Origin of the sequence: Bradyrhizobium daqingense, assembly GCF_021044685.1 — a bacterium.
GTDB classification, from domain to species: Bacteria; Pseudomonadota; Alphaproteobacteria; order Rhizobiales; family Xanthobacteraceae; genus Bradyrhizobium; species Bradyrhizobium daqingense.
This window is the reverse complement of sequence record NZ_CP088014.1, coordinates 3,300,537-3,320,711: the sequence shown is the minus strand read 5'-3', so window position 1 is coordinate 3,320,711 and position 20,175 is coordinate 3,300,537. Positions and strand designations below refer to the sequence as shown.

Genomic DNA, 20,175 nt, shown 5'->3' with positions numbered 1-20,175 from the left:
TTGCGCGCCGGGAGCCCAACCGCAGCGCAGAAGCATGGTTCCCCGGTCGCCCCAGCGCCTCTGTCATTCGTGAACGCGGTGCGCAAAAAAGAAGCGCGGCACCGATGCCGCGCTTCTCGATGATGTCTGGTTCACGAGGACCTTCAGTGCGTCTTGGTCTCGTGCCACTTCTCGAGATCGGGTTTCACCTCGTCCGATCCCTGTTCCTTCTCTGGATTGCCCTTCCAGGGCTTGTCCGTTTGCTTGTGCGAACCCCAGTCGCTCTGCTGGCGGGGATCGTCGGTGGGCCGTTCCTTGCTCATCGGAGGTCCTTTCGTTACGCGAAGGGGACGCCGTAATACGCATTGATCCCGCGGACGGCGGCGTCGTCGCCCCAGTTCCACTCGGTCTTCTCGCCGTATTTCGGCGCACCTTCCAGATCCTTGGCGGTGATCGCGGTAATGTACCCGCCGAGCTCGGTATCGTATTTCAGCGACTGCCAGGGCAATGGATAGTGGTCATTGCCGAGGCCGAGAAAGCCACCGAAACCAAGCACAGCGTAAGAGACCTTGCCGCTGATCTTGTCGATCATGACCCGTTCGATCGAGCCGATCTTGTTTCGATCGGCGCCGTAGACGGCTGTTCCCTCGACCTTGTCGCTTCCGATCAGCCGGCCCATCTCGTTGCGGTCCAGTTCGCCCTGATTCAGCATCGTCATTCTCCACTCAGCCATTCGTGAATCAACCGCAAGGGGTGAGTGATCGTTCCGGCGCGTGTTCCGCAAGACCTTGGGAACATCGCCACAGACAACCGGTTCTCTGAGGCTAACGAGGCCGCAACCGAGAGAGCCGCCCGCATGTCCCAGACCGTCTCCGACTTCATCGTTCAGCGCCTGCATCAATGGGGCGTGCGTCATATCTTCGGCTACCCCGGCGACGGCATCAACGGCGTGTTCGGCGCGATGAACCGGGCCGAAGGCAAGCTCGGCTTCGTCCAGGCGCGGCATGAGGAGATGGCGGCGTTCATGGCGAGCGCCTACGCGAAATTCTCAGGGCAGCTCGGCGTCTGCATCGCGACCTCCGGTCCTGGCGCCTCGCATCTCGTCACTGGTCTCTATGATGCATTGCTCGATCACCAACCGGTGCTGGCGATCGTCGGCCAGCAGGCCCGCAATGCGCTCGGCGGCCATTATCAGCAGGAACTCGATCTTCTCTCGATGTTCAAGGACGTCGCCGGGGCCTACGTCATGCAGGCCTCCTCGCCCGCACAAGTGCGGCACCTGATCGATCGGTCGGTGCGGATCGCGCTGGCGCGGCGGACCCCGACCGTGATCATCCTGCCCAACGACCTGCAGGAAGAGGCCTACGAGGACCCGCCCCGCGCCCACGGCACGCTGCACTCCGGCATTGGCTACAGCGCGCCCAGCATCATGCCTCGGGACGCCGATCTCGACCGCGCGGCCGACGTCCTCAATGCCGGCAAGAAGGTTGCAATGCTCGTCGGCGCCGGCGCGCTTGGCGCCACCGACGAAGTCATCGCGGTCGCCGACCGACTGTCGGCCGGTTGCGCCAAGGCGCTGCTCGGCAAGGCCGCGCTGCTTGACGACCTGCCCTGGGTCACCGGCTCGATCGGCCTGCTCGGCACCGAGCCCAGCTACAACATGATGATGGAATGCGACACGCTGCTGATGGTCGGCTCCGCCTTTCCCTATGCGGAATTCCTGCCCAAGGAAGGCGCCGCGCGGGGTGTGCAGATCGACATCGACGCCAGCATGATGTCGATCCGCTTCCCCATGGAGGTCGGCCTCGTCGGCGATGCCGCCGAAACATTGCGCGCGCTGTTGCCACGGCTCGCGCCGAAGAGCGACGGCGCTTGGCGCAAGGGCATCGAAGACGATGTCGCAAAATGGTGGAAGACGCTTGATGACCGCGCCCATCAGCCGGCCGCGCCCGTCAACCCGCAGCTCGTCGCCTGGGAATTGTCCCCGCGCCTGCCCGATCGCGCCATCATCACCAGCGATTCCGGCTCCTGTGCGAACTGGTTCGCGCGCGACCTGAAGATGCGGCGGGGCATGACGGCGTCACTCTCGGGCGGCCTCGCCTCGATGGGCGCTGCGGTGCCTTACGCACTCGCCGCCAAATATGCCCATCCGGACCGGCCGGTGATCGCGCTGGTCGGCGATGGCGCCATGCAGATGAACAACATGGCCGAGTTGATTACGGCCGCCAAATACTGGCGCTCCTGGCGGGATCCGCGCTTCATCGTCTGCGTCTTCAACAACGAGGACCTCAACCAGGTCACCTGGGAGCAGCGCATCATCAACGGTGATCCCAAGTTCGAAGCCTCGCAGCGCATTCCCGATGTTTCCTATTCGCGCTTCGCCGAGCTGATCGGCCTGCGCGGCATCTTCGTCGACAGCCCACAGCTGCTCGGCTCGGCCTGGGAGCAGGCGCTGGCGAGCGAGATGCCCGTCGTGCTGGAAGTGAAGACCGATCCGGAGGTGCCGCCGCTGCCGCCGCATATCACGCTGCAGCAGGCGAAGAATTTCTCGCTCGCCCTGCTGAAGGGCGATCCGAACGAAAGCGGGATGATCAAGGGAGCGGCGCGGCAGGTGTTCGAATCGATCATGCCCGGTAAGCAATGAGGTGACCCATGAGCGACTTCCGCGATATCCAGCACGGCGTCAACGATCCGGTCGGAGGGCTCGACGTCAAGCGTCAGATCAACGACAACCGCACGCCGCATGAGCGGGCGCAGCGCCATGCGGACGTGCGCGCCGACGCCACCGCCACGCAGGCCGAGCCGTTCCTGCCCGAGCGACTTCGACGCAAGCCGACCGATCCCATCAATCCGCGAACGGGACGCAATCCCACGGACTAGGGTCCAGACTCAATTGAGCCAATATGCGACGAGAGCGGCGAGATGAACAGCGGCCAAAAAATTACGGGCGAGCTTGTCATATCGCGTGGCGATGCGCCGGAAGTCCTTGAGCCTGCAAAAGCAGCGTTCGATGACATTTCGTCCTTTGTAGGCGCGTTTGTTGAAGCGATGGATGACGACACGGTTAGATTTATTGGGGATTACGGGCTTGGCGCCACGACGAATGATTTCGCCGCGAAGCTTGTCGCCATCATACCCTTTGTCGGCGAGGAGCACGCTCATGGGTGGCGCGAGCGCCAGGACATCGGGAGCCGCAGCGATATCGGCATCCTGGCCTGGAGTCAGATGCAGGACGACCGGCCGGCAGAGCGGATCGCTCAGCGCATGGATTTTTGTCGTGCGGCCTCCGCGCGAGCGGCCGATTGCTTGATTGTGCTCCCCCCTTTTCCGCCGGAGGCACACCGGTGAGCTTTAATCGAGGTCGAGTCGAGCGACAGTACGACGCCGTCTTCGCCAGGCTTGGCCAGCGCTTCGAAGATTGCGCACCATCGTCCTCGCTTGGCCCAGCGATTGAAGCGATTGTAGATCGTCGTGTAAGGGCCGTATTCACGTGGACAATCACGCCATCGTGCACCCGATTGCAGCATGTGAATGATGCCGCTGACGATGCGTCGGTCGTCGTCCCGATCCGGCCCCGTCAGTCCCCTCGGCAGATGCGGTTCGATACGCGCCCATTGCCTGTCGTTCAGCCAAAACAAACCAGCGCGCATTCTCTCGCCCCCGAATCAACACGTAGGCAAGAGAATCACGTGGCGCTATTTAGGTACAGACCCTAGTCGTTAGGAACCTCGGCCTTTGCCGCGGGTTGATCGGCGCAACACGGCGCGGCAACTGCCGCGCGACTAGTGAAGGGACCGGACCATGAAACGAACCATCATCGCCATCGCGTGCATGCTTCTCGCAGGCCCGGCATTGGCGCAATCCCTGGGCGAAAAGACCGGCGTCAATTCGGCGCTCGGCGTCGCGCCAAGCACCGCCGACTTCGTCAAGCAGGTGGCCATCAGCGACATGTTCGAGATCGAATCGAGCAGGCTCGCCGAGCAGAAGGGCAACGCGCAGGAGAAGAGCTTCGCGCAGCAGATGGTGACTGATCACACCAAGACCAGCGCCGAGCTCAAGAAGCTGGTAAGTGACGGCAAGGTACAAGCGACCTTGCCGACGGCACTCGACAGCTCCCATCAGAGCAAAATCGACAAGCTCAAGAGCGCGACCGGCAAGGACTTCAGCTCGGACTACAATTCCTACCAGGTCAGCGCCCATGAGGACGCCGTCTCGCTGTTCGAGCGTTACGCCAAGGGCGGCGACAACGCCGCGCTGAAGGATTGGGCCGGCAAGACGGTGCCAGCATTGAAGCACCACCTCGATATGGCCAAGGAGCTCGGCAAGGCGCCGAGTGTCGGTCAGACCAAGTAACGCATTGCTGAAGGGACGCCGGCGCGCCGGCGTCCTTCGTTGAGCAACGACTGCCGCCTCCGCGCATTGAGCCTCGACCATCGCGGAGGGCACGATGTCGATCCCAGCACCACCTCACAGTCCCGCCAGCACGTCGTCCACGCCGCGAGCGCAACGCTCGCGGCGGCTTCGCTGGCATCTACAGCGAAAGGAGATACGTCCATGGCCGAGCACGCCTTGATCGATCCCGTCAGCCGCTATCCGAAGCCGCCGTTCAAGAAGCAGTCACAGCCCTGGCCGGGTCTGGCCGGCAAGATGGAGCCGCGACCGGATCATGGCGAGACCAGCTACAAGGGCTCCGGCCGTCTTGCTGGCCGCAAGGCCCTGATCACCGGCGGCGATTCCGGCATGGGCCGCGCCGCAGCGATTGCCTATGCGCGCGAAGGCGCCGATCTCGCCATCAACTATCTGCCCGCGGAAGAGCCGGACGCGCAGGAGGTGATCGCGCTGATCAAGAAGGAAGGCCGCACCGGAGTGGCGATCCCCGGAGACCTCAAGGACGAAGCCTTTTGCAGGCGGCTGGTCGAGCAAGCCGTGCAAGGCCTCGGCGGCCTCGACATCCTCGTCAACAATGCCGCGCGGCAGCAGACCCGCGCCTCCATTCTCGATGTCTCATCGGAGGATTTCGACGCGACCATGAAGACGAACATCTATGCGCCGTTCTGGATCATCAAGGCGGCACTGCCGCATCTCAAACCCGGCTCCTGCATCATCGGCACGACTTCGGAGCAGGCTTATGACCCCTCATCGGATCTGTACGACTATGCGCAGACCAAGGCGGCGACGATGAACTATGTGAAGTCGTTGGCGAAGCCAGCTCGCCTCGAAGGGCATCCGCGTCAATGGCGTCGCGCCGGGACCGATCTGGACACCGCTCCAGGTCTCCGGCGGCGCCACGATGGAGAAGCTGGAAAAATTCGGCGGCATGACACCCCTCGGTCGTCCCGGCCAGCCGGTCGAGCTGGCTTCGATCTACGTGCAGCTTGCCGCGTCGGACGCAAGTTATGCGACTGGGCAAGTGTATGGGTCGGCGGGCGGATCGGGACAGCCTTAGCGGAGGCAGCGGTCGAACTCAGGAACGATCTTTGTCTCACAGCTTTTACAAAACTGTCATGGAGAAACAATCGCCGGCTGACCGATGGCTCTCGTAACCGTCAAACCCACGCGGATGGACACGGCGATCGCAAACGAGATCGCGCACAATACCAACTCGGGGGTCGAGCACGCCGCCCAGGCAATGACCTGGGGTGCCGACGAGCATGTGCTGGTCGCGCTGGCAACGGTGGGATGGCTCTATACCCGACTGCGGCGTCCGCAGAACCGTCGCATCGCCGATCACGTCCTGGTAGTATCGCTCGCGACAGCGGTGCTGCCGCATATCCTGAAGTCCGTGTTCGACCAGACGAGGCCGGACCGACTCACCGCGAGCGGGCACGGGCGCGGCGTTCCCTATTCGGGGCGCCCCCGCGACGCGTTTCCCTCGGGCCACGCCGTGCACATGGGCGCCCTCGCCTCAGCCGCCGGCCTGTTGCCACCGGCCTCGCGCCGCCTGGCACGCTCCATCGCCGTGACGTTGTCATTGACGCGCGTGGCGCTACTCGCGCATTGGGCCAGCGATGTGGTGGCGGGCTTCACTCTCGGCGTCATCGTCGAGCGAGCCATCAGGCCGTTCACGCTGGCAGGGTCGCGGCAGCGGGCACGGCCATGACGGAGTATCTCGTGCGTTTCGTTGCCGGTGGCCTGATCGTCTCCATGTTCGCGATCGTCGGCGACATGCTGAAGCCCAAGAGCTTTGGCGGGCTGCTCGGCGCCGCGCCGTCGGTCGCTCTCGCCACGCTTGGCATCGCGGTCGTTCAGCACGGCCCGCACTATGCCGCGGCCGAGAGCTGGACCATGATCTATGGCGCGGTCGCCCTTGGCTGCTACAGCGTCGTCGTCTGCCATCTTCTGATGAGATTTCGTCTCGGGGCGCTGGCGGCGACCATCCTTGCATTTGTCGTTTGGCTTGCTGTCGCCTTCGGCCTGCTCACCGGTTTCGGAGGGGCCGCCTGATGCTGATCAAGCTGTCGCCAGCCGCGCTCAAGCAGACGCATTGGTACGAATACGCGGTGCGTTTCGCTCTCGGCGGCGTTGCGACTGTCGCGACAGGACTCATCGGTAGCCATTTCGGCGTCGCGATCGGAGGACTGTTTCTCGCGCTTCCCGCCATCTTCTGCGCCAGCGCGACGCTGATCGAAAGTCATGAGCGCCGGGCCAAGGAGAAAGCCGGCCTCAGCGGGCGAAGACGCGGACAACAGGCCGCGGCATTGGACGCAGCGGGCGCCAGTCTCGGAAGCATCGGCCTCGCCGCGTTCGCGGCGACGTTCTACATCGTGGTATCGACGAGCATCATCGGAGCCTTCGCCGCCGCCATCCTAGCCTGGACCCTGGTATCGGTGTCGGCATGGTGGCTGCGGCGGAAGCTTCGCACCACCTCAGGCCACGCACCGGCCCAACATGGGCCACGACCAGCGCGGAGCTGAAAGCTTCTGTCGCAGCATCAGGAAGTCGTACATCTCGGCGGCGGTCTGGAGCTGTTCGAGGCGCGCAACGACGCGTTGCTGCCCGTCCTGCAGTCTCGCGATCTCATGCTGGAGCCGCTGTCTTGGGGCGTCGAGGCGTTGCTCGAATGTGTGTGGCTCAGAGCGTCTTCGTATCGTCCGTCCTCGGTGGCTGCAGGCCCGGGCTGTTCGCCCAACGCTCGATGTCCTCAATGACCTTCTGATGGCTCGGACGTACCGGCTTCGGCGTTTCCGCCTCTTCGGAAAGTTTGCGGGGTAACCTGACGTCGTCCGTCATGGCCTTTCTCCCTTTCCACGGAAATGCACCAGCGCACGAGACGTTCAACCATAACACGTTGATTTTATTTGTATTTCCTACTCACTTAGGGATTCCTCCGCTACTTGTGGAACTTGCTCGGAGCTCGCAGGTTGAGTAAGTTACTCAACCTGCTCAATTCGCGTGATCGACCATGAACGACCTTCGCGCCGAGCGCCTGCAGGTCATGCTCTCGCCGGAAGAGCTGGCCGCCATCGATGATTTTCGATTCAAGCATCGCATGCCGACGCGAGCTGCCGCGGTGCGCGAACTGCTCAAATTCGGGCTGGCTGCGGCGGGCGTCGATGCGGCAGCCGGCGTGAAGTCCAGCAGTTTTGGCGTATTCGGCCGCGGACCCGACGGACACACCCAGGGAGATTCAGAGGGCGAGGCCGAGAAGTAATCCGCAGAGCCGTTCGCCCAAGCAAACGGCCCCGGCACAGGGTGCCGAGGCCGTCCTTGGAGATTGCTTCCGGCGCACCGGGGGCATGACAACCGGAAGCAATCCGTCGACTCTTCGCGCGGGGATTCGTTCCGCGTGACGGCTACCCCGTAGCGTCGCTTGATCCGTCAGGCATCGCACCGGAACCCGGCGTCTTGCTCTCATCGTTCAGCTTGGGATCGCGCGTCGCCTCCCGCGTGGGGGAGCCCTTGGGATCGGTCTTGTGCACAGATTGCGCACGCTGCTTATCGCGCGGCTGCTCCTCCGCCCGCTTGTCCTTGACGATACCGTGGTCGGAATGGGCCATGATCTGCTCTCGCCTCTCTTGATGTTCGAAGCGTTACGCGCAGGCCCGTCGATTGTTCCGGCGCATCAAGACCGCCGCTAACTGTGGGCCGCGTGGACCGCGGCCGATGCCTTTTCCAGATGCACCTGCCGTACTGTCGTGACCGTCGCGAACGCGACCGAAACGCCAAAAGCGAGGATCAGTGACACAAGAGCCAGACGTGGAGCCATTGCAAACCTCCTTCTGGAATCGAACATCAATGCGATGGACCGTTCACGGATGATCCTGGACCGGTCTTTTGCATTCCGTGCGCGGATTCACACACGGCTCCACAGGCGCCTACCTGTCCTGCTTCTGGGGGAGATGGACCGTGAGCGGCGGGATTTCCCCGTCCAGCCAATCCTGTTCCTTCGCAAGCGCCGTCCAGGCGTCCGCCATACGCGAATAGCGTTTGTAAGCGGGTTGCCCTTCAGCTCGCTCGGCGAGCTGAAGACAGTTGTCGGCGTTATCCCTGAAAATGTCAGACTGTTTCATGCAGAAAGACGTGGGGACGGAACTCCGTGGTCGCAATGCCCTTACGACATCGTAACGTTCGGGAACTTGGCGTGCCATCGTTCGTTGGCATCGATGCGAATCTTTGTCGCGATCATCCTGGCATCCATCAGCACCGCAGCGCTTGCCGACAGCACGGGCGACCGTAAGCTTGGCGACCGCACGCCGCCGAGCGCAACCGACGTCATCAGCGGCCTCTATGCCTTCAGCCGCTTCCAGCAGGGCCTGTTGGAAAGCACCGACCTGAAGGGCAATGCGGAGGTCAAGAATCTTGCCGCATTGCGCGCCGAGGAAGCGGCCAAGCGCGACAAGGCGCTGAAACACATCCAAGAGACGATCGGTGCGGAACCCCGCGTCAGCAAGACGGCGTCGGCCAGCGCGAGCCTCGTCGAGCCTGAAACTTCGGACGGACCCACCTACGTCAGAAGCTTTTACGCCTCGCAGATTCCCGAATATGAAGCGACCATTGAGTTGCTCGAACGCTACCTGAAGGCGCCCGACAATGCCGCGCTTGCAGCCTTCGCGCGCGAACAGCTGCCTCTGCTGCGCGCACAGGTCAAGGCCGCCGAGCGCACCATGGCGGACAAGTAGTCCGCTCTCCTACTTCGGACGTTGCTGACTCTCCGGAAGCACTGTCCGGTTGCTCTCCGGCATCTTGTCCCGGCCTCCATCCCTATTGTCGTCCTTCCCGCCCGAGGTCGAAGTGCCGCTGCCGCTGGGGTTCGACCGGTTGGCCGTACCCGTGGTCGGCGTATCGGCACGGGGGGTCGCCGAGCTTGCGGCTGGATCGCCGGTCACGGCCCCACGACCGCTGGGCTCGCCGCCCTGGGCGAGGGCCGATCCGGCAAACAACACGGCGATGATGGCAGCCAATCCAGCTTTCATTTGCGTCCTCCTGTCCTGCTGGGTAACCGCAGGGCCGCAGCTCCGTTCCGAAGGGTATCGGGCCGCCGGGCGGAGGCCAAATCTCTGGACCTGGCATGGAACCAATTCGGGGGGATGGACGTTACTGACATCGGGCTGAGCAAAGCAGGTTCCACATTCTCGCGCCGCACCTTGGCGCTTGATTTCGAATTAGGCTGACGCTCTATTTTGACTGAACGCGTCACGCCTTGGATTCGGCCGACGCCTGCGGGGGAATCAAGTATGAGCGACCTCGATCCCGGAACTGCATCACGCTCCGGTCGTCGCGTCCCAAAGCCAAAAAACAGCGATATGTCGGACCCAGATTCCCGGGCGGAATTGCTGCTCGCCCTGCAGGCGATGCGCAGCGGCGACTTCTCGGTGCGGATGAGCGGCGATTATCTTGGCATCGACGGCAAGATTGCCGACACTTTTAATGAAATCATCGCGGCCAACCAGCGCATGGCGCAACAGCTCGAGCTGGTCGGCCAGGTGGTGGGGCGCGAGGGCAAGACTCGCCAGCGCGTCAAGTTCGGCCTCGCCTCCGGCTCCTGGGCCGACATGGAAGGCTCCGTCAATACGCTGATCGACGATTTGCTGTGGCCGACCCGCGAGGTGACGCGGGCGGTCGCGGCGGTGGCGCAAGGCGACCTGCTCCAGACCGTCAAGCTCGACGTCGACGGCCGGCCGCTGCGGGGTGAATTCCTGCAGTCGGCCAACATCGTCAACACCATGATCAAGCAGCTCGGCGTGTTCACCTCCGAGGTGACGCGCGTGGCGCGCGAGGTCGGCACCGAGGGCAAGCTCGGCGGCCAGGCCCAGGTGCCGGAGGTGACCGGCGTCTGGAAGGACCTGACCGAGAGCGTCAACTCGATGGCGAACAACCTAACCAACCAGGTTCGCAACATCGCCGAGGTGACGATCGCGGTCGCCAACGGCGACTTGTCGAAGAAGATCACCGTCGACGTCCGCGGCGAGATCCTCCAGCTCAAGGAAGCCATCAACACGATGGTCGACCAGCTGCGCTCCTTCGCCTCCGAAGTGACGCGCGTGGCGCGCGAGGTCGGCACCGACGGCAAGCTCGGCGGACAGGCGATCGTGCCCGGCGTCGCCGGCACCTGGAAGGACCTCACCGATTCCGTCAACGCGATGTGCGGCAACCTGACCGCGCAGGTGCGCAACATCGCCAACGTGACGACGGCCGTGGCGCGCGGCGACCTGTCGCGCAAGATCACCGTGGACGTGCGCGGCGAAATCCTGGAGCTGAAGGACACCATCAACACCATGGTGGACCAGCTCAACTCGTTCGCCTCGGAAGTGACGCGCGTCGCGCGCGAGGTCGGCACCGAGGGCAAGCTCGGCGGCCAGGCCCAGGTGCCGGGCGTGGCCGGCACATGGAAGGACCTCACCGACAACGTCAACTTCATGGCGTCGAACCTGACCGCACAGGTCCGCAACATCGCCGACGTCGCCACCGCGATCGCCGGCGGCGACCTCTCCAAGAAGATCACGGTGAACGTGTCGGGCGAGATCCTTCAGCTGAAGGAAACGCTGAACACGATGGTCGACCAGCTCAACGCCTTCGCCGGCGAAGTGACGCGCGTCGCGCGCGAGGTCGGCACTGAAGGACGGCTCGGCGGCCAGGCCAACGTGCTCGGCGTCGCCGGCACCTGGAAGGACCTGACGGAGAGCGTCAACTCGATGGCTTCGAACCTGACCGCGCAGGTCCGCAACATCGCAGAGGTGACGACGGCGGTCGCGGGCGGCGACCTGTCGAAGAAGATCACGGTGGACGTGCGCGGCGAAATCCTCGAGCTGAAGGACACCATCAATACGATGGTCGACCAGCTCAACGCCTTCGCAGGCGAAGTGACGCGCGTGGCGCGCGAGGTCGGCACCGAAGGCAAGCTCGGCGGCCAGGCCGTCGTGCGCGGCGTCGGCGGCACCTGGAAGGACTTGACGGACTCGGTCAACTCGATGGCCTCGAACCTGACCGGTCAGGTCCGCAACATCGCCGAAGTCGCGACCGCGGTGGCGAAGGGCGATTTGTCCAAGAAGATCACGGTGAACGTGTCGGGCGAAATCCTTCAGCTGAAGGAAACGCTCAACACCATGGTCGACCAGCTCAACGCCTTCGCAGGCGAAGTGACGCGCGTGGCGCGCGAGGTCGGCACCGACGGCAAGCTCGGCGGTCAGGCCCAAGTCACCGGCGTTGCTGGCACCTGGAAGGACCTGACCGACTCCGTGAACTCGATGGCCGGCAATTTGACCGCCCAGGTCCGCAACATCGCGGAGGTCGCGACCGCGATCGCCGGCGGCGACCTGTCCCGCAAGATCACGGTCGACGTCCGCGGCGAAATCCTGCAGCTGAAGGAAACGCTGAACACGATGGTCGACCAGCTCAACCGCTTCGCGGGCGAGGTGACGCGCGTTGCGCGCGAGGTCGGCACCGAGGGCCGCCTCGGCGGTCAGGCCAACGTGCCCGGCGTCGCCGGCACCTGGAAGGACCTCACCGACAGCGTGAACTCGATGGCGGGCAACCTCACCGCCCAGGTCCGCAACATCGCCGAAGTGACCACCGCGGTGGCGCGCGGCGACCTCTCCCGCAAGATCACCGTGGACGTGAAGGGAGAAATCCTCGAGCTGAAGAACACCATCAACACCATGGTGGACCAGCTCAACGCCTTCGCCGGCGAAGTGACGCGCGTGGCGCGCGAGGTCGGCACCGAAGGCAAGCTCGGCGGTCAGGCCGAAGTGCCCGGCGTCGCCGGCACCTGGAAGGACCTCACCGACAACGTCAACTTCATGGCCTCCAACCTGACGGCCCAGGTCCGCAACATCGCGGAGGTCGCGACCGCGATCGCCGGCGGCGACCTCTCGAAGAAGATCACGGTGGACGTGCGCGGTGAGATCCTGCTGCTCAAGGACACCTTGAACACCATGGTCGAGCAGCTGCGCTCCTTCGCGGCGGAAGTGACGCGCGTCGCGCGCGAGGTCGGCACCGAGGGACGGCTCGGCGGCCAGGCCGTCGTGCCCGGCGTCGGCGGCACCTGGAAGGACCTCACCGACAACGTCAACCTGCTCGCGGCCAACCTCACGACGCAGGTCCGCAACATCGCCGAAGTCACCACGGCGGTGGCGCGCGGCGACCTCTCGCGCAAGATCACCGTCGACGTGAAGGGCGAGATCCTCGAGCTGAAGAACACCATCAACACCATGGTGGACCAGCTCAACGCCTTCGCCGGCGAAGTGACGCGCGTCGCCCGCGAGGTCGGCACCGAGGGCAAGCTCGGCGGCCAGGCGCAGGTGCCCGGCGTCGCGGGCACCTGGAAGGATCTCACCGACACCGTCAACTTCATGGCCGCGAACCTGACCGAGCAGGTCCGCGGCATCGTCAAGGTGGTGACCGCGGTCGCCAACGGCGATCTCAAGCAGAACCTCACCGTGAAATCGAAGGGCGAAGTCGCGGCGCTCGCCGACACCATCAACAACATGACCGAGACGCTTGCGACCTTCGCCGATCAGGTGACGTCGGTGGCGCGCGAGGTCGGCGTCGAGGGCCGCCTCGGCGGTCAGGCCAACGTGCCCGGCGCCGCCGGAACCTGGAAGGACCTGACCGGCAACGTCAACCTGCTCGCGGCCAACCTCACCTCTCAGGTGCGCGCGATCGCGGAAGTCGCGACCGCCGTGACCAAGGGCGACCTGACGCGGTCGATCCAGGTCGACGCCCGCGGCGAGGTCGCCGAGCTGAAAGACAACATCAACACGATGATCACGAATCTCCGTCTGACGACGGACGTGAACACCGAGCAGGACTGGCTGAAGACAAACCTCGCCAAGTTCACCAACATGCTCCAGGGCCAGCGCGACCTCACCACCGTCGGCCGGCTGCTGCTCACCGAGCTGTCACCGCTGGTGAACGCCCATACCGGCGTGATCTACCAGGTCGAGAGCGAGGACAATCCGCAGCTCCTGCTGCTGGCGTCCTACGCCAGCGACGGCATCTACCCCTATCAGCGCGTGCTCCAGTTCGGCGAAGGCCTGATCGGCCAATGCGCCCTCGACAAGCGGCCCCGGGTGGTTGGCGACATTCCCTCCGACGTGGTGCCGATCAACTCGGCGCTGTTCCGCGTCGCGCCGAAGAATCTCGTGGTGCTGCCGGTGCTGTTCGAAGGCCAGGTCAAGGCCGTGATCGAGCTCGCTTCGCTCGTCTCCTTCACGACGTCGCAGATGACCTTCCTGGAGCAGCTCACCGACTCCATCGGCATCGTGCTCAACTCGATCGAAGCGACGATGCAGACCGAAGGCCTGCTCAAGCAGTCGCAGCAGCTCGCCGGCGAGCTCCAGACCCAGCAGCGCGAATTGCAGCAGACCAACGACCAGCTCGAGCAGAAGGCGCAGCAGCTCGCCGAACGCAACGTCGAGGTCGAGCGCAAGAACCAGGAGATCGAGCAGGCCCGCCGCGCGCTGGAGGAAAAGGCGACCGAGCTCGCGCTGACCTCGAAATACAAGTCCGAGTTCCTCGCCAATATGAGCCACGAGCTGCGCACGCCGCTGAACTCGATCCTGATCCTCGGACAGCAGCTCACCGACAATCCGGACGGCAACCTTTCGGCCAAGCAGGTCGAATTCGCTCGCACCATCCACGGCGCCGGCACCGACCTGCTCAATCTGATCAGCGACATTCTCGATCTCTCCAAGATCGAGTCCGGCACGGTGACGGTCGACGCCGAGGAGATCCTGACTGCGAACCTGCTCGAGACCGTCGGGCGGCCGTTCCGGCACGAGGCGGACAACCGCAACCTATCGTTCAAGATCGACATCGATCCGAACCTGCCGCGCAGCATCGTCACCGACTCCAAGCGCTTGCAGCAGGTCTTGAAGAACCTGCTCTCCAACGCCTTCAAGTTCACTGCCGAAGGCGAGGTGCGCCTCACGGTCGCCGGAGCGGTCGGCGGCTGGGGCACCGATCACCCGGTGCTGAATTCGGCGCCGGCCGTGATCGCGTTCGAGGTGTCCGATACCGGCATCGGTATTCCCCTGGAGAAGCAGAAGCTGATCTTCGAAGCGTTCCAGCAGGCAGATGCCGGCACCAGCCGCAAATATGGCGGCACTGGCCTAGGACTTGCGATCAGCCGCGAGCTCGCGAGCCTGCTCGGCGGCGAAATCCACCTGCGCAGCTCGCCGGGCAAGGGCTCGTCCTTCACGCTCTATCTGCCGCTGAAATATTCCGGCCCGACGCTTGCACCGCGCGCAGCGCCTGCGCCGCAGCAGTACAACCAGCCGCCGGCACTCCAGCCGGCCGCGCCCGACCAGCAGCAGCGCGTCATTGAGCAGCTTCCCGACGACCGGCTCAATCTCGAGCCCGGCGACACCATCCTCCTGATCGTCGAGGACGACCCGCATTATGCACGCGTGCTGGTCGATCTGGCGCGCGACAAGGGATTCAAGGTGCTGGTCGCGGCCCGCGGCGCCGAAGCACTCGAGCTCGCCAAGCAGTACCAGCCGACGGCCGTCTCCCTCGACGTGTTCCTGCCGGACATGCTGGGCTGGACCGTACTGAGCCAGCTCAAGCACAATCCGCTGACTCGCCACATCCCCGTGCAGATCATCACCCTCGACGAGGACCGCCAGCACGCCTTGGCGCGTGGTGCCTTCTCCTTCGTCAACAAGCCGACGACGACGGAAGGCGTCTCCGCCGCGCTGACGCAGATCAAGGAATATGCGCGGCCGCGGCGCAAGCGGCTCCTGATCGTCGAGGACAACGAGGCCGAACGGCTCTCGATCCGCGAGCTGCTGCACCACGACGACATCGAGATCGTGGCAACGGACACCGGTGCCGGCGCGCTTTCGACGCTGCGCGAGCAGCCCTGCGACTGCGTGGTGCTCGACCTCAGGCTGCCCGACATGACCGGCTTCGAGGTGCTCGACCAGATCCGCAACGACGAGGCGCTGTCCAACATCCCGGTCGTGGTGTTCACGGGCCGCGAGCTCTCCGCGGAAGAGGATGCGGAACTCCACACCATGGCGCGCAGCATCGTGGTCAAGGGCGTCGAGTCGCCGGAGCGCCTGCTCGACGAGACCGCGCTGTTCCTGCACCGTGTCATCACGGAACTGCCGGTCGAGAAGCAGCGCATGCTGGAGAAGCTGAACAGTTCCGACGAGGACCTGATCGGCAAGACGGCCCTGCTCGTCGATGATGACGCCCGCAACATCTTCGCGCTGTCGAGCGTGCTGGAACGGCGCGGCATGAAGGTGCTGACGGCCACGACCGGCAGCGAGGCGGTTGCGTTGGTCGAATCCAATCCGGAAATCGCCATCGTGCTGATGGACATCATGATGCCGCAGATGGATGGCTATCAGACCATGGGCGTGATCCGAGAGAATCCGTCCTTTGCGCGGCTGCCGATCATCGCGCTGACCGCCAAGGCGATGAAGGGCGATCGTGAGAAATGCCTGGAAGCCGGTGCGTCCGACTACCTCGCCAAACCCGTCAACACCGATCAATTGCTGCTTGCGATCCGCATGTGGCTGCACCGCTGAGTTTGGATCCGCGAATGGACCACGAAAAGGTCAACATCCTGCTCGTCGACGACCAGCCTGCCAAGCTGCTCGCCTATGAGGTGATATTGAAAGACCTCGGCGAGAACCTCGTGATCGCCTCGTCCGGACGCGAGGCGCTGGAGGTCCTGCTCAAGACCGAGATCGCGGTGATCCTGGTCGACGTCTGCATGCCCGAGCTCGACGGTTTCGAGCTCGCCGCGATGATCCGCGAGCATCCGCGCTTCCAGAAGACCGCGATGATCTTCATCTCTGCCATTCAGGTCAGCGACATCGATCGGTTGCGCGGTTACGAGATGGGCGCGGTCGATTACGTTCCGGTGCCGGTCGTGCCGGAGGTGCTGCGCGCCAAGATCAAGGTGTTCTCCGAACTCTATCGCAAGACGCGCGAGCTCGAGCGACTGAACCAGGAGCTCGAGGACCGCGTCCGCGCGCGCACCGCCGAGCTGGAAAACTCCACCGCCAAGCTGCGCGAAAGCGAGCAGCGGCGCAGCATGGCGATCGCCGCCGGCAAGATGGGCTCCTGGGACTGGGACTGGATCACCGGCGACTGGATGTGGGACGAAGGCCAGTATCGCATCTTCGGCGTCGGCCCGGAGAGATTCGAGGTCAATCCGGCCAACGTCCAGGCGTTGCTGCATCCCGATGACGTCGACCAGTTGCGCAAGGCGATCGCCGAGTTCAACAGCGGCACGCGCGCCTATGAAACCGAATTCCGCATCGTGCGGCCCGACGGGGAGGTGCGCTGGTGCGTCGGCACGGCGGCCGCAACCATCGACGATAACGGCCGCGTGGTGCGGGTGAGCGGCGTCACCGTGGACATCACCGAACGCAAGCGCGCCGAGGAGCGGCAGAATCTCCTTGCGCGGGAAGTCGACCATCGCGCCAAGAATGCGCTGGCGTTGGCGCAATCGATCGTGCGCCTCACCCGGGCCGACGAGGTCAAGGCCTATGTCAATGCCGTCGAGGGGCGCATCAACGCGCTGGCGCGCGTCCACACCATCCTGTCACTGTCGAGCTGGCAGGGCGCCGAGCTCTCCAAGCTGATCGACGAGGAGCTTGCGCCCTATTCGCTGGGCGGCCAGATCAAGTTGGCAGGCCCCGAAGTTCAGTTGCTGCCGGCAACCGCCCAGACGCTAGCGCTCGCTCTGCACGAGCTCTTCACCAACTCGGCCAAGTATGGCGCGCTGTCGACGCGGTCGGGACGGCTCATAATCGCCTGGCAGGCCGAGGACGACCGCCTCACGCTCACCTGGGAGGAATCCGGCGGCCCGCTGGTCAGGACGCCGAAATCCCGCGGCTTCGGAACGCGGAGCCTGCTTGCGAGCGTCGAGTCCCAGCTCGGCGGACAGGCGCAATTCGATTGGCGTGCCGAGGGCCTGTTGTGCCGCCTGGAGGTGCCGTTGACGCGCAAGACCGCGGCGACCACCGGACCCGGCAAGTTCGATGCCGCAGCCGCGGCCGAATTGCAGCGCGCCTCCGGCTAACCGGACGCCGCGCCCGTCATGCGCTGCTCGGTTCGTGGATCGCGCGCAATGCGTCCTTCGAGCCAGGCTTCCGTTCGGGAGAGATCGCGTAACGCCTTCGCATAGCGGCGAGCCGCACTTCGTTCTGCGCCGCGCGGGAGCTTGCGTGCCTTACGCAGGATGTCCGCGGCCGCATTGCGATAGGCCAGCGAGCGGTACAGAAAGACTACCTTGCCCATATCGACTATTCCCGTGTTGATGGCGTCATCTTCGCAAGCCCGGCATGAACGTCGGATGAAGCCGGCGATGACAATTCCTTCATCCGGATGGAACCAGTGAATGCCGCGTGCGTTTGCAAGCCAGCTCGGGACATTGTTCCATGCGCGCGAAAAAGTCGTCCGACCTGATCTCTCCCACCGGCCTCATCAAGCTGATGACACACGCGATGATGGGCGCAGCGCTCGGCCTTTCCTTCAGCCTCGCGCTCATTCTGTGCAATCCAGCCGTCGCCAACCTGCTCAAGAACGGCGGAAGCCAGGCCGCCATCGTCTTCGTCCTCACACTGGTGACGACGTTCACGATCGGCGCCACGCTGACCGGCGTCGTGTTCATCCTGGAAGAGAACAACCAATCTTGAAGCATCCGTGACGTAGGGAGACGCTTTGTCGGGGAACTCCTGCGACCAACGGCCGTTGGCCGCCTGCGTCAATTTAACTCAGGGAGTTCCCTTACATGAAGACGACCAAGCTCGCACTCGCCGTGATGCTGGCAACCGGCCTCGCCGCCGCACCCTTCGCCGCGCAGGCGAAGTCGCACAAGGCAAAGCATGGATCCTCGATGTCATCGTCGCAGACCACCGGCGCCAACACCAAGACCTCCAAGGGCGCCGATCCCTCCGGTCAGGGCGGCTCTGGTCCGGGCTCCGACCAGGGCGGCACGATGACCAACAAGGGCGGCACGAATAACGCCAAGTGAGCTCTGCACGGTAAGCCGATTCAAAAGTCCCGCGTTCTGCGCGGGACTTTCACGTAAACCCTCTCGCGCCACATGGTCGGCGCTTAGCTGCGCCGGATGTCAGTGACGTTAGGGCTGCGCGTTGCGGGACTGTTTTTTGCGAGACGATCGAGCAGCGCCCGCTTGCGCGCGATCAGGAGTTGGGCCGCAGCATCCTCGAGGCCCTCGCGCTGCAATTGCCTGATGGCAGAACCCAATTCCAGAATCTCGGCGCGCAATTTCAGGATCCGGTAATCGTCCGGGTCTTCCTCCATCGCGCCCCCCATGTCTCAGCTGCGAACCAATATGCTTGCCGGCTTGTCCTTCGTCACGGCGCGAAGACGCATCCGGCCGCGGACATCAGGCAGAGCATCGCCGCCCCCGGCCGCCTTCCATTCCTCGATGAGCAGGTTGAGTTTGCGGCGCAGATCGATCTGAACCAGGGCGTGTTCGGCGCAGTCGCAATCGCGATTGACGAGATCGCGCACGGACGCCTCGACGTCGGCCATCTCCAGCCTCAAGGCGCTGATTTTACGGCGAATTTCATTAATCCTATTGTCCATGGCTTGTTAGAACAAAATAAGAACATATAGTCAAGTCACGATTTCCAGAACGGAGGAGCGACATGCAGGTTCAGGCCAAATATGATGCCAGGGTTTTTCTGAGCGAGCGGATGACCCGGACGCAGGGACTGAGATTGAAGCGGCTCAGCGAAGAGGCGTATCAGCCGGCACAATATGCGCGCGATCTGTCGTCCGCCGAGGCTGCGCGGCGCATCCAGGTGCTGGAAGCCGAGATCGAGCTGGCGAATTCGTTCTAGGCTGCCCGGCCAGCCGGTCCGTTGCTCGCCTGACTTCGGAACCATGCCTGTGTGGAACGGTTCTTCCCCGGCCAAGGGAGAACAGGCATGGCACGCAAGGCAAAGAAGCGCCGCTACTCACGCAGCTCCGGCAGCGATGTCGAAAGCGAGATGCGGCGCTACAAGAAGGGGACCGCGAAGAGCGGGCGTGGCGGTCGCGGCGGACGCGTGAAGAGCCGCAAGCAGGCGATCGCGATCGGGCTGTCGAAGGCCCGCAAGAAGGGCAAGAAGGTCCCGAAGAAGGCATCCAAGCGCACGACGTCCAAGAAGAAGACCGCCAAGAAATCTTCCAAGAGCAAGAAATCTTCCAGGGAAACGTCGAAGCGGAAGTCCGCCAAGCGCTCGCGCTGACTTTGGTCAGATCATGCTGCCGGGCATGAAGCAGCGGATCGAAATCCCGAACGCAGTCTTCACCGGCCACACCATGGTGCGGCCGGCGCGGTTCGGCTCGGTGATGACGGCTTCGTCCGGCACGTCGATCCACTGCCCATCCAGCCTGACGCGGTAATGTCCGTCGTGCGATTCCCAGTCGGGGTCGGCGACGGCAAAGCCGTCCGCATCCGAGCAGCACGGACCGAGATGGCTGCGGAGGCTGTCGAACCAGGGCTTCAGGGGCGAGTTGGCATAGCGGCCGTCATCGCGCCCGAGGGCGCTTGCAGTCGGCAGCACGAAAGACGCCACAAATAGTGCCGTCATCAGCGAGAGCTTCAATCGATCCATGTCGGCACCGATCAAATGCGAACCACCGGCCAGTCCCACAAAGCGACGGGGCGGCTCGAAGTTCCACGCTTGCAACCCGACCGCGCGGCGCCATTGCCGCAGGGCACGCGGGTGCTGTTCGGAACTGTGATCGACGAACACGGCTTTTTCGGACGAAGCGGGTCAT

General features: G+C 64.0%; 25 protein-coding genes and 1 pseudogene. 15 read left to right on the top strand and 11 right to left on the bottom strand.

Features of this window, described 5'->3' with window-relative positions:
- Window positions 1-143 precede the first annotated feature (143 nt).
- Window positions 144-302, bottom strand: a complete 159-nt coding sequence (locus tag LPJ38_RS15860) for a hypothetical protein (protein ID WP_167520790.1) — start codon at window positions 300-302, stop codon at window positions 144-146.
- 14 nt (window positions 303-316) lie between these two features.
- A complete protein-coding gene (locus LPJ38_RS15855) occupies window positions 317-691 on the bottom strand; it encodes a PRC-barrel domain-containing protein (RefSeq protein ID WP_145642656.1) in 375 nt (124 codons plus the stop codon).
- A gap of 144 nt (window positions 692-835) precedes the next feature.
- Here LPJ38_RS15855 and LPJ38_RS15850 point away from each other — a divergent pair, with 144 nt between their 5' ends.
- Both LPJ38_RS15850 and LPJ38_RS15845 read left to right on the top strand, forming a co-directional pair.
- A complete protein-coding gene (locus LPJ38_RS15850; RefSeq protein ID WP_145642587.1) occupies window positions 836-2,623 on the top strand; it encodes a thiamine pyrophosphate-requiring protein in 1,788 nt (595 codons plus the stop codon).
- A gap of 8 nt (window positions 2,624-2,631) precedes the next feature.
- Window positions 2,632-2,859, top strand: coding sequence for a hypothetical protein (locus LPJ38_RS15845; protein WP_145642584.1), 228 nt, complete (start codon window positions 2,632-2,634; stop codon window positions 2,857-2,859).
- Between the two features lie 9 nt (window positions 2,860-2,868).
- Here LPJ38_RS15845 and LPJ38_RS15840 read toward each other — a convergent pair.
- A protein-coding gene (locus LPJ38_RS15840; protein WP_110115998.1) for an IS5 family transposase occupies window positions 2,869-3,629 on the bottom strand; the annotation gives its coding sequence in 2 pieces (ribosomal slippage) (window positions 2,869-3,290 and window positions 3,290-3,629; 762 coding nt in all).
- Window positions 3,630-3,780: 151 nt separating this feature from the next.
- Between LPJ38_RS15840 and LPJ38_RS15835 the strand changes: the two genes are divergently transcribed.
- The 5 genes and pseudogenes from LPJ38_RS15835 (at window position 3,781) to LPJ38_RS15815 (ending at window position 6,893) form a co-directional block, all read left to right on the top strand.
- Entirely contained in the window at window positions 3,781-4,332 is a 552-nt protein-coding gene (locus LPJ38_RS15835; protein ID WP_145637199.1) for a DUF4142 domain-containing protein, read from the top strand.
- A 201-nt stretch (window positions 4,333-4,533) separates the two neighbouring features.
- Window positions 4,534-5,425 (top strand): annotated as a pseudogene (locus LPJ38_RS15830) (SDR family oxidoreductase).
- Window positions 5,426-5,509: 84 nt separating this feature from the next.
- Entirely contained in the window at window positions 5,510-6,079 is a 570-nt protein-coding gene (locus LPJ38_RS15825) for a phosphatase PAP2 family protein (RefSeq protein WP_145637196.1), read from the top strand.
- Complete coding sequence (locus tag LPJ38_RS15820; protein WP_145637193.1) at window positions 6,076-6,423, top strand: DUF3147 family protein; 348 nt, start codon at window positions 6,076-6,078, stop codon at window positions 6,421-6,423. Before LPJ38_RS15825 ends, LPJ38_RS15820 begins: the two co-directional genes overlap by 4 nt.
- Window positions 6,423-6,893, top strand: coding sequence for a hypothetical protein (locus tag LPJ38_RS15815; protein WP_145637189.1), 471 nt, complete (start codon window positions 6,423-6,425; stop codon window positions 6,891-6,893). Before LPJ38_RS15820 ends, LPJ38_RS15815 begins: the two co-directional genes overlap by 1 nt.
- Window positions 6,894-7,050: 157 nt before the next feature.
- Here the strand turns inward: LPJ38_RS15815 and LPJ38_RS15810 are convergent, their stop codons facing one another.
- The gene (locus tag LPJ38_RS15810) at window positions 7,051-7,209 is read right to left on the bottom strand and encodes a hypothetical protein (RefSeq protein WP_167520546.1); all 159 of its coding nucleotides are present in this window, start codon (window positions 7,207-7,209) and stop codon (window positions 7,051-7,053) included.
- 172 nt (window positions 7,210-7,381) lie between these two features.
- On the opposite strand from LPJ38_RS15810, the gene LPJ38_RS15805 reads away from it, so the two are divergent.
- Window positions 7,382-7,630: a hypothetical protein gene (locus tag LPJ38_RS15805; protein ID WP_167520545.1), complete on the top strand. Its 249-nt coding sequence runs from the start codon at window positions 7,382-7,384 to the stop codon at window positions 7,628-7,630.
- Between the two features lie 142 nt (window positions 7,631-7,772).
- On the opposite strand, the gene LPJ38_RS15800 is transcribed toward LPJ38_RS15805, so the two are convergent.
- Both LPJ38_RS15800 and LPJ38_RS15795 read right to left on the bottom strand, forming a co-directional pair.
- Entirely contained in the window at window positions 7,773-7,976 is a 204-nt protein-coding gene (locus LPJ38_RS15800; protein ID WP_145637186.1) for a hypothetical protein, read from the bottom strand.
- 318 nt (window positions 7,977-8,294) lie between these two features.
- Window positions 8,295-8,489, bottom strand: coding sequence for a hypothetical protein (locus LPJ38_RS15795; protein ID WP_145637183.1), 195 nt, complete (start codon window positions 8,487-8,489; stop codon window positions 8,295-8,297).
- Between the two features lie 93 nt (window positions 8,490-8,582).
- On the opposite strand from LPJ38_RS15795, the gene LPJ38_RS15790 reads away from it, so the two are divergent.
- A complete protein-coding gene (locus LPJ38_RS15790; protein WP_145637180.1) occupies window positions 8,583-9,098 on the top strand; it encodes a DUF4142 domain-containing protein in 516 nt (171 codons plus the stop codon).
- A 9-nt stretch (window positions 9,099-9,107) separates the two neighbouring features.
- Here LPJ38_RS15790 and LPJ38_RS15785 read toward each other — a convergent pair whose 3' ends face one another.
- A complete protein-coding gene (locus LPJ38_RS15785; RefSeq protein WP_167520544.1) occupies window positions 9,108-9,392 on the bottom strand; it encodes a hypothetical protein in 285 nt (94 codons plus the stop codon).
- A gap of 261 nt (window positions 9,393-9,653) precedes the next feature.
- Here LPJ38_RS15785 and LPJ38_RS15780 point away from each other — a divergent pair, with 261 nt between their 5' ends.
- Window positions 9,654-15,953 (top strand): HAMP domain-containing protein, encoded by a 6,300-nt coding sequence (locus LPJ38_RS15780; RefSeq protein ID WP_145637172.1) that lies wholly within the window; start codon window positions 9,654-9,656, stop codon window positions 15,951-15,953.
- Between the two features lie 14 nt (window positions 15,954-15,967).
- Window positions 15,968-17,458 carry an HWE histidine kinase domain-containing protein gene (locus LPJ38_RS15775; protein ID WP_145637169.1) on the top strand — a complete coding sequence of 497 codons (1,491 nt, stop codon included), beginning with the start codon at window positions 15,968-15,970 and terminating at the stop codon, window positions 17,456-17,458.
- On the opposite strand, the gene LPJ38_RS15770 is transcribed toward LPJ38_RS15775, so the two are convergent.
- Entirely contained in the window at window positions 17,455-17,676 is a 222-nt protein-coding gene (locus LPJ38_RS15770) for a hypothetical protein (RefSeq protein ID WP_145637166.1), read from the bottom strand. The genes LPJ38_RS15775 and LPJ38_RS15770 overlap by 4 nt on opposite strands.
- Before the next feature lie 140 nt (window positions 17,677-17,816).
- On the opposite strand from LPJ38_RS15770, the gene LPJ38_RS15765 reads away from it, so the two are divergent.
- A complete protein-coding gene (locus LPJ38_RS15765) occupies window positions 17,817-18,074 on the top strand; it encodes a hypothetical protein (protein WP_145637163.1) in 258 nt (85 codons plus the stop codon).
- 95 nt (window positions 18,075-18,169) lie between these two features.
- Entirely contained in the window at window positions 18,170-18,412 is a 243-nt protein-coding gene (locus LPJ38_RS15760; protein WP_145637160.1) for a hypothetical protein, read from the top strand.
- Between the two features lie 83 nt (window positions 18,413-18,495).
- Here LPJ38_RS15760 and LPJ38_RS15755 read toward each other — a convergent pair whose 3' ends face one another.
- The gene (locus tag LPJ38_RS15755) at window positions 18,496-18,705 is read right to left on the bottom strand and encodes a hypothetical protein (protein ID WP_145637157.1); all 210 of its coding nucleotides are present in this window, start codon (window positions 18,703-18,705) and stop codon (window positions 18,496-18,498) included.
- A gap of 15 nt (window positions 18,706-18,720) precedes the next feature.
- Window positions 18,721-18,939 carry a hypothetical protein gene (locus tag LPJ38_RS15750; protein WP_145637154.1) on the bottom strand — a complete coding sequence of 73 codons (219 nt, stop codon included), beginning with the start codon at window positions 18,937-18,939 and terminating at the stop codon, window positions 18,721-18,723.
- A gap of 116 nt (window positions 18,940-19,055) precedes the next feature.
- Here LPJ38_RS15750 and LPJ38_RS15745 point away from each other — a divergent pair, with 116 nt between their 5' ends.
- Window positions 19,056-19,250: a DUF3072 domain-containing protein gene (locus LPJ38_RS15745; protein WP_145637151.1), complete on the top strand. Its 195-nt coding sequence runs from the start codon at window positions 19,056-19,058 to the stop codon at window positions 19,248-19,250.
- A gap of 87 nt (window positions 19,251-19,337) precedes the next feature.
- On the top strand, window positions 19,338-19,640 hold the full coding sequence (locus tag LPJ38_RS15740) for a DUF6496 domain-containing protein (RefSeq protein WP_145637148.1): 303 nt from the start codon (window positions 19,338-19,340) through the stop codon (window positions 19,638-19,640).
- A gap of 6 nt (window positions 19,641-19,646) precedes the next feature.
- On the opposite strand, the gene LPJ38_RS15735 is transcribed toward LPJ38_RS15740, so the two are convergent.
- On the bottom strand, window positions 19,647-20,009 hold the full coding sequence (locus tag LPJ38_RS15735) for a hypothetical protein (protein ID WP_145637145.1): 363 nt from the start codon (window positions 20,007-20,009) through the stop codon (window positions 19,647-19,649).
- Window positions 20,010-20,175: the final 166 nt, after the last annotated feature.

Coding starts and splice junctions, on each gene's coding strand:
- LPJ38_RS15850 (WP_145642587.1), top strand. CDS start 836: ATGTCCCAGACCGTCTCCGACTTCATCGTTCAGCGCCTGCATCAATGG.
- LPJ38_RS15860 (WP_167520790.1), bottom strand. CDS start 302: ATGAGCAAGGAACGGCCCACCGACGATCCCCGCCAGCAGAGCGACTGG.
- LPJ38_RS15815 (WP_145637189.1), top strand. CDS start 6,423: ATGCTGATCAAGCTGTCGCCAGCCGCGCTCAAGCAGACGCATTGGTAC.
- LPJ38_RS15780 (WP_145637172.1), top strand. CDS start 9,654: ATGAGCGACCTCGATCCCGGAACTGCATCACGCTCCGGTCGTCGCGTC.
- LPJ38_RS15835 (WP_145637199.1), top strand. CDS start 3,781: ATGAAACGAACCATCATCGCCATCGCGTGCATGCTTCTCGCAGGCCCG.
- LPJ38_RS15795 (WP_145637183.1), bottom strand. CDS start 8,489: ATGAAACAGTCTGACATTTTCAGGGATAACGCCGACAACTGTCTTCAG.
- LPJ38_RS15810 (WP_167520546.1), bottom strand. CDS start 7,209: ATGACGGACGACGTCAGGTTACCCCGCAAACTTTCCGAAGAGGCGGAA.
- LPJ38_RS15790 (WP_145637180.1), top strand. CDS start 8,583: ATGCGAATCTTTGTCGCGATCATCCTGGCATCCATCAGCACCGCAGCG.
- LPJ38_RS15740 (WP_145637148.1), top strand. CDS start 19,338: ATGGCACGCAAGGCAAAGAAGCGCCGCTACTCACGCAGCTCCGGCAGC.
- LPJ38_RS15820 (WP_145637193.1), top strand. CDS start 6,076: ATGACGGAGTATCTCGTGCGTTTCGTTGCCGGTGGCCTGATCGTCTCC.
- LPJ38_RS15805 (WP_167520545.1), top strand. CDS start 7,382: ATGAACGACCTTCGCGCCGAGCGCCTGCAGGTCATGCTCTCGCCGGAA.
- LPJ38_RS15760 (WP_145637160.1), top strand. CDS start 18,170: ATGAAGACGACCAAGCTCGCACTCGCCGTGATGCTGGCAACCGGCCTC.
- LPJ38_RS15735 (WP_145637145.1), bottom strand. CDS start 20,009: ATGGATCGATTGAAGCTCTCGCTGATGACGGCACTATTTGTGGCGTCT.
- LPJ38_RS15800 (WP_145637186.1), bottom strand. CDS start 7,976: ATGGCCCATTCCGACCACGGTATCGTCAAGGACAAGCGGGCGGAGGAG.
- LPJ38_RS15855 (WP_145642656.1), bottom strand. CDS start 691: ATGCTGAATCAGGGCGAACTGGACCGCAACGAGATGGGCCGGCTGATC.
- LPJ38_RS15770 (WP_145637166.1), bottom strand. CDS start 17,676: ATGGGCAAGGTAGTCTTTCTGTACCGCTCGCTGGCCTATCGCAATGCG.
- LPJ38_RS15750 (WP_145637154.1), bottom strand. CDS start 18,939: ATGGCCGACGTCGAGGCGTCCGTGCGCGATCTCGTCAATCGCGATTGC.
- LPJ38_RS15755 (WP_145637157.1), bottom strand. CDS start 18,705: ATGGAGGAAGACCCGGACGATTACCGGATCCTGAAATTGCGCGCCGAG.
- LPJ38_RS15765 (WP_145637163.1), top strand. CDS start 17,817: ATGCGCGCGAAAAAGTCGTCCGACCTGATCTCTCCCACCGGCCTCATC.
- LPJ38_RS15745 (WP_145637151.1), top strand. CDS start 19,056: ATGCAGGTTCAGGCCAAATATGATGCCAGGGTTTTTCTGAGCGAGCGG.
- LPJ38_RS15845 (WP_145642584.1), top strand. CDS start 2,632: ATGAGCGACTTCCGCGATATCCAGCACGGCGTCAACGATCCGGTCGGA.
- LPJ38_RS15825 (WP_145637196.1), top strand. CDS start 5,510: ATGGCTCTCGTAACCGTCAAACCCACGCGGATGGACACGGCGATCGCA.
- LPJ38_RS15785 (WP_167520544.1), bottom strand. CDS start 9,392: ATGAAAGCTGGATTGGCTGCCATCATCGCCGTGTTGTTTGCCGGATCG.
- LPJ38_RS15775 (WP_145637169.1), top strand. CDS start 15,968: ATGGACCACGAAAAGGTCAACATCCTGCTCGTCGACGACCAGCCTGCC.